This is a genomic window from Bradyrhizobium sp. AZCC 1577 (assembly GCF_036924575.1).
In the GTDB taxonomy this organism is placed as follows: domain Bacteria; phylum Pseudomonadota; class Alphaproteobacteria; order Rhizobiales; family Xanthobacteraceae; genus Bradyrhizobium.
Map to the genome: position 1 here is coordinate 531,789 of NZ_JAZHRQ010000001.1, position 13,852 is coordinate 545,640.

10 protein-coding genes are annotated in these 13,852 nt (G+C 63.4%); 9 read left to right on the top strand and 1 reads right to left on the bottom strand.

All coding sequences use genetic code 11. The annotated features are described in order from the left end of the window. The 8 genes from nusA to V1278_RS02505 all read left to right on the top strand — a co-directional run bounded on the left by nusA (position 1) and on the right by V1278_RS02505 (position 10,575). Positions 1-1,611, top strand: coding sequence for a transcription termination factor NusA (gene nusA, locus V1278_RS02470; protein WP_057844732.1), 1,611 nt, complete (start codon positions 1-3; stop codon positions 1,609-1,611). Positions 1,612-1,686: 75 nt separating this feature from the next. Then, positions 1,687-2,370 carry an RNA-binding protein gene (locus V1278_RS02475; RefSeq protein ID WP_334365915.1) on the top strand — a complete coding sequence of 228 codons (684 nt, stop codon included), beginning with the start codon at positions 1,687-1,689 and terminating at the stop codon, positions 2,368-2,370. 75 nt (positions 2,371-2,445) lie between these two features. Next, positions 2,446-5,100: a translation initiation factor IF-2 gene (infB, locus tag V1278_RS02480; RefSeq protein ID WP_334379588.1), complete on the top strand. Its 2,655-nt coding sequence runs from the start codon at positions 2,446-2,448 to the stop codon at positions 5,098-5,100. 185 nt (positions 5,101-5,285) lie between these two features. Further along, a complete protein-coding gene (rbfA, locus tag V1278_RS02485) occupies positions 5,286-5,699 on the top strand; it encodes a 30S ribosome-binding factor RbfA (protein ID WP_065746435.1) in 414 nt (137 codons plus the stop codon). Beyond that, positions 5,699-6,853 (top strand): tRNA pseudouridine(55) synthase TruB, encoded by a 1,155-nt coding sequence (truB, locus tag V1278_RS02490; protein ID WP_334379590.1) that lies wholly within the window; start codon positions 5,699-5,701, stop codon positions 6,851-6,853. The genes rbfA and truB overlap by 1 nt, the downstream gene beginning before the upstream one ends. Positions 6,854-6,855: 2 nt before the next feature. Next, positions 6,856-7,125 (top strand): 30S ribosomal protein S15, encoded by a 270-nt coding sequence (gene rpsO / locus V1278_RS02495; protein WP_028347859.1) that lies wholly within the window; start codon positions 6,856-6,858, stop codon positions 7,123-7,125. Between the two features lie 319 nt (positions 7,126-7,444). Beyond that, on the top strand, positions 7,445-9,601 hold the full coding sequence (gene pnp / locus V1278_RS02500; protein WP_334379591.1) for a polyribonucleotide nucleotidyltransferase: 2,157 nt from the start codon (positions 7,445-7,447) through the stop codon (positions 9,599-9,601). Positions 9,602-9,828: 227 nt separating this feature from the next. After that, positions 9,829-10,575: a superoxide dismutase gene (locus tag V1278_RS02505; RefSeq protein WP_334379593.1), complete on the top strand. Its 747-nt coding sequence runs from the start codon at positions 9,829-9,831 to the stop codon at positions 10,573-10,575. A gap of 69 nt (positions 10,576-10,644) precedes the next feature. On the opposite strand, the gene katG is transcribed toward V1278_RS02505, so the two are convergent. Beyond that, a complete protein-coding gene (gene katG, locus V1278_RS02510; RefSeq protein WP_334379594.1) occupies positions 10,645-12,798 on the bottom strand; it encodes a catalase/peroxidase HPI in 2,154 nt (717 codons plus the stop codon). Between the two features lie 103 nt (positions 12,799-12,901). Here katG and V1278_RS02515 point away from each other — a divergent pair, with 103 nt between their 5' ends. Continuing rightward, positions 12,902-13,840, top strand: coding sequence for a LysR substrate-binding domain-containing protein (locus V1278_RS02515; RefSeq protein ID WP_334365909.1), 939 nt, complete (start codon positions 12,902-12,904; stop codon positions 13,838-13,840). Positions 13,841-13,852: the final 12 nt, after the last annotated feature.

Genomic DNA, 13,852 nt, shown 5'->3' on the forward strand with positions numbered 1-13,852 from the left:
ATGGCAGTCAGTGCCAACAAACTCGAGTTGCTGCAGATCGCAGACGCGGTTGCCCGCGAAAAGTCGATCGACCGCGGCATCGTGATCGCCGCGATGGAAGACGCCATCGCCAAGGCGGCCCGCGCCCGTTACGGCAGCGAGACCGATGTTCACGCCGAGATCGACGCCAAGAAGGGCGAACTGCGGCTGTCCCGCCACATGCTGGTGGTCGATCACGTCGAGAACTCGGCGAACCAGATTTCGCTGGCGGACGCGCAGCGCGCCAATCCGGGCGCCCAGGTCGGCGACACCATCGCCGATACCCTGCCGCCGCTGGAATATGGCCGCATCGCCGCGCAATCCGCCAAGCAGGTGATCGTGCAGAAGGTGCGCGAGGCCGAACGCGACCGGCAATACCAGGAATTCAAGGACCGCATCGGCGACATCGTCAACGGCGTCGTCAAGCGCGTCGAATATGGCAGCGTGATCGTCGATCTCGGCCGCGGCGAAGCCATCATCCGCCGCGACGAAATGCTGCCACGCGAGGTGTTCCGCAACGGCGACCGCGTCCGCGCCTACATCTTCGACGTCCGCCGCGAAACCCGCGGACCGCAGATCTTCCTCTCCCGCACCCATCCGCAGTTCATGGCCAAACTGTTCGCGCAGGAAGTGCCGGAAATCTACGACGGCATCGTCGAGATCAAGGCGGTGGCCCGCGATCCCGGCTCGCGCGCGAAAATCGGCGTGATTTCCCGGGATTCTTCGGTGGATCCGGTCGGCGCCTGCGTCGGCATGCGTGGCTCGCGCGTGCAGGCGGTGGTGAACGAACTGCAGGGCGAAAAGATTGACATCATTCCGTGGTCGCCCGACATCGCAACCTTCGTCGTCAACGCGCTGGCGCCCGCCGAAGTCGCCAAGGTCGTCATCGACGAGGACCGCGAGCGGATCGAGGTCGTGGTTCCCGACACCAACAACCAGCTCTCGCTGGCGATCGGCCGTCGCGGCCAGAACGTGCGCCTCGCCTCGCAATTGACCGGCTGGGATATCGACATCCTCACCGAGCAGGAAGAATCTGAGCGCCGTCAGGCCGATTTCGAGAACTCGACCCGCGTTTTCATGGAAGCGCTGAACGTCGACGAAGTGGTGGGTCAGTTGCTGGCATCCGAAGGCTTCACGTCGGTCGAGGAACTGGCGCTGGTCGATGCCAAGGAATTGGCCGGCATCGAAGGGTTCGACGAGGAAACCGCCAACGAGCTGCAGAGCCGGGCGAGAGAATATCTGGAGCAGCTCGAAACCGAGCTGGAAAACAAGCGCAAGGAACTCGGCGTGGAAGATGCAATGAAGAAGGTCCCCGGCGTGACCTCGAAGATGCTGGTGAAGTTCGGCGAAAACGACATCAAGACGGTCGAGGATCTGGCGGGCTGCGCCACCGACGATCTGGTCGGCTGGACCGAGCGCAAGGAAGGCGGCGAGCCGACCAAGCATCCCGGCATTCTCGACGCCAACGAGATCTCGCGCGAAGATGCGGAAGCCATGATCATGCAGGCTCGCGTCATTGCCGGCTGGATCACCGAGGCCGAACTCGCCAAGCAATCCGAGACGGCTGAAGCCACCGAAGACCAGACGGCGTAATGCGGGTGTTCCGCAAAACCGAAACTCTTTTCTGCGCGCAGACCGTGCGCAGATGACTGGAGCTACAAAACACGCATGCTTGCTTTGGCTGACCCCGATCTCGACCATGGGCCGCGGACCGACAAGTCCGCGACCATGCGGATGTGCGCGGTCAGTCGCGAGGTGCGTCCGGTCGACGAGCTGATCCGGTTCGTTGTCGCCCCCTCGGGCGAGGTGATCCCCGATTTGAAACGCAAGCTGCCCGGCCGCGGCCTCTGGGTATCGGCCTCGCGCCGGACGGTTGCGGAAGCGGTGCGGCGTCACCAATTTACCAGAGGGTTCAAGCGCGACGTCCGGGTCGCGGCGACCCTTCCCGCCGATACCGAGGCCCTGCTGGAGCGAAGCTGCACCGAGGCACTGGCCATGGCGGCCAAGGCCGGTCAGGTGATTTCCGGCTTTGCCAAGGTCGAGGGCCTGCTCGAGCAGGGCAGGGCCGAAGTCCTGGTCCACGCTTCCGACGGCGCGGCCGACGGAATCCGCAAATTGGACGCGATCGCCGGGCAAAGGGGCCGAAATACCGGTGAATCGCGGGATTTGCCGATTGTTAGTGCTTTAACCTCGGCACAATTGGATTTGGCACTGGGCCGGTCAAATGTGATACATGCTGCGCTGCTCGCGGGCCCGGCGAGCAAGACGTTCCTGTCGCGCTGCCAGATCCTGGTTCGATACCGGACGGACGATGACGACAAGACCGGGATGGCGGCCAGAAATTCTGACTGACGAAGATTGGTTCCGAAGACCTGCTTCAATGACGGTGCGGAAAACGCACAACGCTAACGAGATTAGGACTGCTGAATGGTTGATACCAAAACGCCTGGCGACAAGACTTTGAGTGTTCCGACCAAGACCTTGACGCTGAAGCCGCGGGTCGAGACGGGCACCGTGCGCCAGAGCTTCAGCCATGGCCGGACCAAGCAGGTCGTGGTCGAAAAGCGTGGCAAGCGCCGCGTCGGCGGCGACGCGCCCGCCACTGAGACGCATGCGCCCGAGCCGACCGCCGCCAAGGCGGCGCCCGCCGCAAAGGCCCCCCTCTCCCGCCCGGCAGCAACGCCGGGTGCCGGGCCGCGCGGCGGTTCGGGCGTGGTGCTGCGAACATTGACGGAAGACGAGCGTTCCGCCCGCGCTAGCGCGCTGGCCGACGCCAAGATGCGCGAAATCGAGGAACGCCGTCTGGCCGAGGAAGAGGCCAAGCGCCGCGCCAGCCGTGAAGGCATCGAACAGGCCGAACGTGAGGCCGCCGAAGCCCGCCGCAAAGCCGAGGAAGAACGGCACCGCCTGGAAGAGGAAGCCAAGCGCAAGGCCGAAGTCGAGGCGAAGAAGCGATTTGGCGAGACCGAGGCCAAGCCCGCGGCGACGCCGGCACCCGCCGCAGCGCGACCCGCCGCGGCCCGCCCGGCCGGCGCCCGGCCGGCGGCAGCCGTGCCGCCCGCGCGTGCCCCGGGCGTTGCCGCCGACGGTTCCGATGAAGACGAAGGTCCGCGTCAGATTCGGCGAGGCCCCGGCGGCGCCATGCGCCCCGTAGCCGCTCCCAAGACCACCCACAAGCCCGGCCCGCAAAAGGAGCGCGGCCGCCTGACCGTGGTCACCGCGCTCAATGATGACGTGCGCGAGCGTTCAATCGCCTCGTTCCGCCGCCGCACCCAGCGCCTGAAGGGCCATGCCGCTAACGAGCCGAAGGAAAAGCTGGTCCGCGAGGTCACGATTCCGGAAGCGATCACGATCCAGGAACTCGCCAACCGCATGTCGGAGCGCGCGGTCGATGTCATCCGCCTGCTGATGAAGCAGGGCGCGATGCACAAGATCACCGACGTGATCGATGCCGATACCGCGCAGCTAATCGCCGAGGAACTGGGCCACACCGTCAAGCGCGTCGCCGCGTCCGACGTTGAAGAAGGCCTGTTCGACGTCGTCGACGATTCCACCGATACCGAGCCGCGCTCGCCGGTCGTCACCGTGATGGGCCATGTCGATCACGGCAAGACCTCGCTGCTTGACGCACTGCGCCACGCCAACGTGGTGTCGGGCGAAGCCGGCGGCATCACCCAGCATATCGGTGCCTATCAGGTGACCTCGCCCGAAAGCGGCAAGAAGATCACCTTCATCGATACGCCCGGCCACGCCGCGTTCACCGCGATGCGTGCGCGCGGCGCCAAGGTCACCGATATCGTGATCCTGGTGGTGGCGGCCGATGACGGCGTCATGCCGCAGACGGTGGAGGCGATCAACCACGCCAAGGCGGCGAAGGTGCCGATGATCGTGGCGATCAACAAGATCGACAAGCCGGACGCGAAGCCGGAACGCGTGCGCACCGAACTGCTGCAGCACGAGGTTCAGGTCGAATCGTTCGGCGGCGAAGTCGTCGACGTCGAGGTCTCCGCCAAGAACAAGACCAATCTCGACAAGCTGCTCGAAATGATCGCGCTGCAGGCCGAGCTGCTCGACCTCAAGACCAATTCGGAACGGCCTGCCGAAGGCACCGTGATCGAAGCCAAGCTCGATCGCGGCCGCGGCCCGGTTGCGACCGTGCTGGTCCAGCGCGGCACGCTCAGGGTTGGCGACATCATCGTGGCCGGCGCCGAAATGGGCCGTGTCCGCGCGCTGATCTCGGATCAGGGCGAGAACATCGACGAAGCCGGACCTTCGGTGCCGGTCGAGGTGCTCGGCTTCAACGGCCCGCCGGAAGCCGGCGACCGCCTTGCGGTGGTCGAGAACGAAGCCCGGGCCCGCCAGGTGACGAGCTATCGCGCCCACCAGAAGCGCGAGAACGCCGCTGCCTCGATTTCCGGCATGCGCGGCTCGCTCGAGCAGATGATGTCGCAGCTCAAGACCGCGGGCCGCAAGGAATTCCCGCTGATCGTCAAAGCCGACGTGCAGGGCTCGCTCGAAGCCATTTTGGGTTCGCTGGAAAAGCTCGGCACCGACGAAGTCGCCGCGCGCATCCTGCACGCGGGCGTCGGCGGCATCTCCGAATCCGACGTCACGCTGGCGGAAGGCTTTAATGCCGCGATCATCGGCTTTTCGGTGCGCGCCAACAAGGAAGCTGCCGCGGCCGCCAAGCGCAACGGCATCGAGATCCGCTACTACAACATCATCTATGATCTCGTCGACGACATCAAAAAGGCGATGTCCGGCCTGCTCGCGCCGACGCTGCGCGAAACCATGCTGGGCAATGCGCAGATCCTGGAAGTGTTCAACATTTCCAAGGTCGGCAAGGTCGCCGGCTGCCGCGTCACCGACGGCACCGTGGAGCGCGGCGCCAATGTTCGCCTGATCCGCGACAACGTCGTCGTGCACGAAGGCAAGCTTTCGACGCTGAAACGCTTCAAGGACGAAGTGAAGGAAGTGCAGTCCGGCCAGGAATGCGGCATGGCGTTCGAGAATTACGGCGACATGCGTGTCGGCGACGTGATCGAGTGTTATCGCGTGGAGACGATCCAGCGCTCTCTGTAAGTCCAAGTCTTCTGTAAGTCCAAGTCTTACGAAGAGCTTGGAATTTTTGAACTAAACCGTCATGCCCCGCCTTGTGCGCAATTGCGCACTGGGGTGGGGCATCCAGTAGCCATCGCAATTAACTTGAGCACGGAATACTGGATCACCCGCTGTCGCGGGTGATGACGACAATTGGGATTTCGACAATGCCCCGCCACCACAACAAGGGTTCCGCTCCCGGCGGCTCGCAACGACAATTGCGCGTCGGCGAAACGGTGCGCCATGCGGTCGCCGATATTCTGTCGCACGGTAACGTGCACGACCCCGACCTCGAAGGCCACATCATCACCGTTCCCGAGGTGCGAATGTCGCCGGACCTGAAGCTCGCGACGATTTACGTGATGCCGCTCGGTGGACGCGACACCGACGTCGTGATTGCGGCGCTCGAACGCAACAAGAAGTTCCTGCGCGGCGAGATCGCGCATCGCGTTAACTTAAAATTTGCTCCCGACCTTCGCTTTCGCGTCGACGAACGATTCGACGAAGCGGAACGGATCGAGAAATTACTGCGAACACCTGCGGTGCAAAGAGACCTCGCACCCGATTCGGACGACAAGTGATGGTTACGACCGCTGCCAACCGCGCGATCGAGCAGCAAACTGCCGATTCGCACGACCCTGAAAAAAATAATTTTTCCGATTCACGCAACGATGGTGAACGCCGCGTCGACAACGGCGAACGCCGCGCGGACGATAGTAATCGCCGCGACAACAACGATCCGCGCCACACCAAACAGCCGCGCCAGAACAACCAGCCGCGGCGCGACAAGCGCGATGTTCATGGCTGGGTGATTCTCGACAAGCCGATCGGCATGACCTCGACGCACGCGGTTGCCATTCTCAAGCGCCTGTTCCAGGCCAAGCGCGCCGGCCATGCCGGCACGCTCGATCCGCTAGCGTCCGGCGGCCTGCCGATCGCGCTCGGCGAGGCCACCAAGACGGTTCCGTTCGTGATGGACGGCCGCAAGCGCTACCGCTTCACGGTCGCCTGGGGCGAGGAGCGCGACACCGACGATACCGAGGGGCGGGTGACCCAGCGCAGCGAACTCCACCCGTCAGCGGACGCGATCCGGGCCCTGCTGCCCCAGTTCACCGGGCTGATCGAGCAGATCCCGCCGCAATATTCGGCGATCAAGGTCCAGGGCGAGCGCGCCTATGACCTGGCGCGGGACGGCGAAACCGTCGAATTGAAGCCACGGCCGGTCGAAATTCACGAATTAACCCTTGTAGAACATGGAGATAACGGCCAATCCGTGTTCGAGGCGGAGTGTGGCAAGGGCACCTATGTCCGGGCCCTGGCCCGCGATATCGGCCGGATTCTGGGCTGTTTCGGCCATATCTGCGCGTTGCGGCGGACGTTGGTCGGCCCGTTCCGCGAGACGGACATGATTCCGCTGGAAGAGTTGGAGGCTTTATGCAATAGAGCCGCGTCTGGCGAGGGAAGCCTCGCCGACGCGCTTTTGCCCGTTGAGACCGCGCTGGACGACATCCCGGCACTGGCCGTCACACGGGCTGATGCGGCAAGGCTCCACAGGGGCCAGGCCGTTTTGTTGCGCGGACGGGATGCGCCCAATAGTAGCGGCACAGTCTATGTCACGGTGGCAGGCCGCCTGTTGGCGCTTGCTGAAATTGGCAATGGCGAACTCATCCCCAAGCGCGTGTTCAACCTGACCGGGCTGACTGCCAGTCCCGGTCGCAGCAATGAGAGAGTTTGACGATGTCGATTACCGCCGAACGCAAAGCGGAAGTCATCAAGACGAATGCCACCAAAGCCGGCGACACCGGCTCGCCCGAGGTCCAGGTTGCGATCCTGTCGGAACGCATCAACAATCTCACGGGCCACTTCAAGACCCACGTGAAGGACAATCATTCACGCCGCGGCCTCCTGAAGCTCGTGTCGACGCGCCGCTCGCTTCTCGACTACATCAAGAAGAAGGACGAGGCGCGTTACAAGGCGTTGCTCGAAAAGCATAACATTCGCCGTTGATTTGAGTGTGCGCGCGCGCAGTTTGCGCGCGTTTTCGCATGATTTTCCGAAGAAGCGGACTCCAGTTTTTGGAGACGATCATGCGCAAGGAGCATCATCCGACAAGGATCGTGCTCGACAAACGTCCAGCAGCAATCCGGCCGCTGGACAGGGCAAGGTGCCCATGACTGCCGGGAGGATGGACGCCATCCGAAAGATAAAGACCATGGCAGGATCGCCGGGTGCTGATCTCATGTTGCGATCAGCGTCCCGCCATCTTGCGCATGGTCTTTGTGTTTTTGGGCTCCGCTCTCTCGTGAACCCATGAAAGAAGACCACTATGTTTAATACGCATTCCGTCGAGATCGACTGGGGTGGACGTCCCCTCAAGCTGGAAACCGGCAAGATCGCCCGTCAGGCCGACGGCGCCGTGATGGCGACCTATGGCGAGACCGTGGTGCTTGCCACCGTCGTTGCCGCCAAAGCGCCGCGCGAAGGCGTCGACTTCCTGCCGCTGACCGTGGACTACCAGGAAAAGACCTACGCCGCGGGCCGCATTCCCGGCGGCTACTTCAAGCGCGAGGGACGTCCGACCGAAAAGGAGACGCTGGTCTCCCGCCTGATCGACCGCCCGATCCGTCCGCTGTTCGCCGACGGCTGGCGCAATGAAACCCAAGTAATCGTCACCGTGCTCTCGCATGACATGGAGAACGATCCCGACGTGCTGTCGATGGTCGCCGCCTCGGCCGCGCTGACACTGTCGGGCGCTCCGTTCAAGGGACCGATCGGCGCCGCGCGCGTTGCCTTCAGCAACGACGAATACATCCTCAACCCGACGCTCGATGAAATGACCGACACGCAGCTCGACCTCGTCGTCGCCGGCACGTCGGACGCGGTGCTGATGGTCGAATCCGAAGCCAAGGAGCTCTCGGAAGAGATCATGCTCGGCGCGGTCATGTTCGGTCACCGCCACTTCCAGCCGGTGATCAAGGCGATCATCGAGCTGGCCGAAAAGGCCGCCAAGGACCCGCGCGAAGTCACCATCATCGACAACAGCGAGATCGAGAAGGAAATGCTCGGCCTGGTCGAGCAGGACCTGCGCTCGGCCTACGCGATTCCGGTCAAGCAGGAGCGCTATGCAGCGGTCGGCAAGGCCAAGGAAAAGGTGATTGCGCACTATTTCCCGGAAGGCCAGGAGCCGAAATACGACAAGCTGCGCATCGCCGGCGTGTTCAAGGAGCTCGAAGCCAAGATCGTTCGCTGGAACATTCTCGATACCGGCAAGCGCATCGACGGCCGCGACGTCAAGACCGTGCGCAACATCATCGCCGAAGTCGGCGTCCTGCCGCGCGCCCATGGTTCGGCGCTGTTCACCCGCGGCGAGACCCAGGCGATGGTCGTGACCACGCTCGGCACCGGCGAGGACGAGCAGTACATCGACGCGCTGTCGGGAACGTATAAGGAAACGTTCCTGCTGCACTACAACTTCCCGCCCTACTCGGTCGGTGAAACCGGACGCCTCGGCGGCACCAAGCGCCGCGAGATCGGCCACGGCAAGCTCGCCTGGCGCGCGATCCACCCGGTCCTGCCGCTGCACCACGAATTCCCCTACACGGTGCGCGTGGTCTCCGAGATCACCGAATCCAACGGCTCCTCGTCGATGGCATCGGTGTGCGGCGCTTCGCTGGCGCTGATGGATGCCGGCGTTCCGTTGAAGCGGCCGACCGCTGGTATCGCGATGGGCCTGATCCTGGAAGACCAGCGCTTTGCGGTTCTGTCCGACATTCTCGGCGACGAGGATCATCTCGGCGACATGGACTTCAAGGTCGCCGGCACCGACCAGGGCATCACCTCGCTGCAGATGGACATCAAGATCGAGGGCATCACCGAGGAGATCATGAAGGTCGCGCTCGGTCAGGCGAGGGAAGGGCGTGTCCACATCCTCGGCGAAATGGCCAAGGCGCTGACCAACGCCCGCGCCGAGCTCGGCGAATACGCGCCGCGCATCGAGACCTTCAAGATCGCGACCGACAAGATCCGTGAAGTGATCGGCACCGGCGGCAAGGTGATCCGCGAGATCGTCGAAAAGACCGGCGCCAAGGTCAACATCGAGGACGACGGCACCGTCAAGGTCGCCTCCAACGACGGCGAGGCGATGAAGGCCGCGATCAAGTGGATCAAGTCGATCGCCTCCGATCCGGAGATCGGCCAGATCTATGAGGGCACCGTGGTCAAGGTGATGGAGTTCGGCGCCTTCGTGAACTTCTTCGGCGCCAAGGACGGCCTGGTCCACATCAGCCAGCTCGCCGCCAGCCGCGTGCAGAAGACCTCCGACGTCGTTAAGGAAGGCGACAAGGTCAAGGTCAAGCTGCTGGGCTTCGACGACCGCGGCAAGACACGGCTGTCGATGAAGGTGGTCGATCAGGTGACCGGCGAGGACCTCGAGGCCAAACAGAAGGCGGAAGGCCAGGCGCCGCGTGAAGCCGCCGGCGAGTAAGGCATCGCTAAAATGTGAACAAAAGGGCGGCCAAACGGTCGCCCTTTTTTGTTGGCGGCCCGAGTTACACTGCCAGGACCGCGCACACCTGTGCGATTCCGTCGCAGGGCTATGAGGAAAGAAAACGAAACCCGATCGCGCCCCTCGCCGGTAACTTGCCGCGTGCAGCGGCCTGCGGCGTCCCGTCCACACATACTCACCAAGCTCACCTACATAAGGAGAAGTCGATGTCATCCATGTCCCGGCGCCACTTGATGTTTGCTGCAACCGGTATCGCGGCCGTGGCTACAGCCCCACGTCTCGTCTTCGCGCAGGCCGCCGCTCCCGCCCCGGCCGCCGCCCCAACCGGGCCGTTCACGCTGCCGCCGCTGACCTATCCGACCAACGCGTTCGAACCCCACATCGACGCCAAGACGATGGAAATCCACCATGGCAAGCACCATGCAGCCTATGTCGCCAACCTCAACAACGTCGCCAAGACCAATGCGCAATTGGGGACGGCGAAGATCGAGGACGTGCTCGGCAACCTGAATGCGCTCGACGACAGCATCAAATTCACCGTCCGCAACAATCTCGGCGGCCATGCCAACCACACCATGTTCTGGGAGATCATGGGCCCGAACGGCGGCAAGCCGGAAGGCGAGGTGCTGGCGGCGATCGACCGCGATCTCGGCGGCATGGAAAAATTCCAGAACGATTTTAATGCTGCCGGCGGACGCCAGTTCGGCTCGGGCTGGGTGTTCGTGACGGTGGGCAAGGACGGCAAGCTTGCGATCGAGACCCGTCCGAACCAGGACAATCCGATGATGGACGGCAAGCGCGCCCTGATGGGCAACGACGTCTGGGAGCACGCTTATTACCTGAACTACCAGAACCGCCGCGCGGATTATCTGAAAGCGTGGTGGAATACGGTGAACTGGGCCAAGATCGCCGAGCGTTATGCCGCGGCGAAGGCCGGTACACTCGGCGTTTGAGCGCATCCCAAGTGAAAAGGGCGGCCTCTCGGCCGCCCTTTTTTATTTTCCGGATGGCTCTTGCCAGGATCAGGCGATGTCGAATCGATCGAGGTTCATCACCTTGGTCCACGCCGCCACGAAATCCTTCGCAAACTTCTCCTTCGAGTCCGTGCACGCATAGACTTCCGCGAAGGCGCGGAGCTGCGAGTGCGAACCGAAGATCAGGTCGACGCGGGTGCCGGTCCACTTGACGGCATTCGTCTTGCGGTCTCGGCTCTCGTATACGCCGTCGGAGCCGGCGGGCTGCCATTGCGTGCCCATGTCGAGCAGGTTGACGAAGAAGTCGTTCGTCAGCGTGCCGGGCTTTTGGGTGAACACGCCGTGCTTCGACCCGCCGAAATTGGCGCCGAGGACACGCAGGCCGCCGACGAGAACTGTCATCTCGGGCCCCGTCAGCCGCAGCAACTGCGCCCGGTCCACCAATGCTTCCTCAGGCTTCATGAACTGGTGCTTCTTGGCGCTGACGAAGTTGCGGAAGCCGTCGGCACGCGGTTCGAGCGGGGCGAAGGATTCGACGTCGGTCTGCTCCTGCGAGGCGTCCATGCGACCCGGCGAGAACGGAACCTTGACGTCCAGTCCGGCGTCCTTGGCGGCTTTTTCGACCGCCGCGCAGCCGGCGAGAACGATCAGGTCGGCAAGCGAAACCTTCTTGCCGAACTCCTTCTGGATCGACTCTAACTTCTGCAGCACGGTCTTGAGCTCGGCCGGCTGGTTGACCTCCCAGTCCTTCTGCGGGCTGAGGCGAATCCGCGCGCCGTTCGCGCCACCACGCTTGTCGGAGCCGCGGAACGTCGAGGCCGATGCCCATGCAGTCGAGACGAGCTGGGACACCGACAGGCCGGAGGCGAGAATCTTCGCCTTCAGCGCGGCGATGTCCTGCTCGCCGATCAGCGGATGATCGACCGCCGGAATCGGGTCCTGCCAGATCAGCGTTTCCTTCGGCACCAGCGGGCCGAGGTAACGCGCGATCGGGCCCATATCGCGGTGCGTGAGCTTGAACCAGGCACGCGCGAACGCATCCGCGAACTGATCCGGATGCTCATAGAAGCGCCGCGAGATCTTCTCGTAGGCCGGGTCGAGGCGCAGCGACAGGTCGGTGGTCAGCATGGTCGGCACATGCTTCTCCGACTTGTCGTAGGCGTCCGGGATCGTGGCTTCCGTCCCTTTTGCCTTCCACTGCTTCGCGCCAGCCGGGCTCTGCGTCAGTTCCCATTCGTTTTCGAACAGGTTCTTGAAGAACAGATTGCTCCACTTGGTCGGCGTCTGCGTCCAGGTGACTTCAGGGCCGCCGGTGATGGCGTCGGCGCCGACGCCCGTGCCATGCTTGCTCTTCCAGCCGAGGCCCTGATCCTCGAGCGCACCGCTTTCCGGGTCCGCTCCGACCAGCGACGGGTCGCCGGCGCCGTGGGTCTTGCCGAACGAGTGGCCGCCCGCAATCAGGGCGACGGTTTCCTCGTCGTTCATCGCCATGCGGAAGAAGGTCTCGCGGATATCCTTGGCCGCCGCGATCGGGTCCGGATTGCCGTTCGGCCCTTCCGGGTTGACGTAGATGAGGCCCATCTGCACGGCGCCGAGCGGCTCGGCGAGCTGGCGTTCGCCGCTATAGCGTTCGTCGCCAAGCCAGGTGCCCTCAGGCCCCCAGAACAGCTCCTCGGGCTCCCAGACGTCGGGGCGGCCGCCGGCGAAGCCGAACGTCTTGAAGCCCATCGATTCCAGCGCGACGTTGCCGGCCAGAATCATCAGGTCGGCCCATGAGATTTTCCGGCCGTATTTCTGCTTGATCGGCCACAACAGCCGGCGCGCCTTGTCGAGGTTGGCGTTGTCAGGCCAGCTATTCAGCGGCGCGAAGCGCTGCTGACCGGCGCCGGCGCCGCCGCGGCCATCCGTGATGCGGTAGGTGCCTGCGCTGTGCCACGCCATGCGGATCATCAGGCCGCCGTAGTGACCGAAGTCGGCCGGCCACCATTCCTGCGAGTCCGTCATCAACGCGTGCAGGTCCTTGATCACGGCATTGAGGTCGAGCGTCTTGAATTCCTTGGCGTAGTCGAACGCCTCGCCCATCGGATCGGAGAGCGTGGAATTGCGGTGAAGAACCGACACGTCGAGCGCGTCCGGCCACCAGTCGCGGTTCGTGCGTGCGCGATTGCCGCCCGAGAACGGGCATTTGGTCTTGTCATCCATGATTGTCTCCTGAGGTCGCTTCCTGTTCGGATTGGAAGCACTCTAAGCAGAGCCTTCCATCAGGTGAAGTTGATTTTAATGATCGAGCTGATAAGATATTCTGATGATCCAGATGACACTCAGACAGCTTCGCTATTTCGATGCGCTGGCACGTCACGGCCATTTCGGACGCGCAGCGGAGGCATGTTCGATCTCGCAGCCGGCGCTGTCGATGCAAATCAAGGAAATGGAAGAGGTCCTGGGCGGCGTGCTGCTGGAGCGAAGTGCGCGACAGGTGACGCTGACGAAATTCGGCGAAGAGATCGTCCAGCGTGTCCGCGACATCCTGCGCTCGGTCGATGAACTCGGAGATTTTGCCCGTGCCTCGCGTGACCGGCTCGCAGGGCGCTTACGCATCGGCATGATTCCTACGATTGCGCCCTATCTTTTGCCGAAGGTAATCGAGAATCTCGCGCGCCTGCATCCGGAGCTCGACATTCACGTGCGCGAGACGCTAACGCCGAAGCTGATCAAGGAAGTTGTCGAGGGCCGGCTCGATACCGCGATCGTTGCGCTGCCGGTGTCGGAGCCTTCACTGACCGAGGTCGCGTGCTTTTCTGAGAATTTCCTGCTGGTGCGGCCGGGCGAGGATGAAGGAACGCCGGTACCGAGCCACGACACGCTGCGCGAAATGCGGCTCTTGCTGCTCGAGGAGGGCCACTGCTTCCGCGATCAGGCGCTGTCGTTCTGCAACATGCAGTCCTCGCCGCCGCGGGAAGTTCTGGACGCGAGCTCGCTGTCGACGCTCGTGCAAATGGTCGGCGCCGGTATCGGCGTCACCCTGATCCCGGAAATGGCGGTCGCGGTGGAAACCCGCTCGGCGCCGGTCTCCGTTGCCCGCTTCAGGAATCCGCAGCCGTCGCGAACCATCGGCATGGTCTGGCGCAAGACGAGCCCGCTCGCCGGACAGCTCCAGCAAATCTCCGAAGTGGTTTGCCTCGCAGCCGACGCATTGCGCGAACAGCGCAAGACGGGATCGTCATCACGGAAATCACGGACCTGACGCATCAGGCGC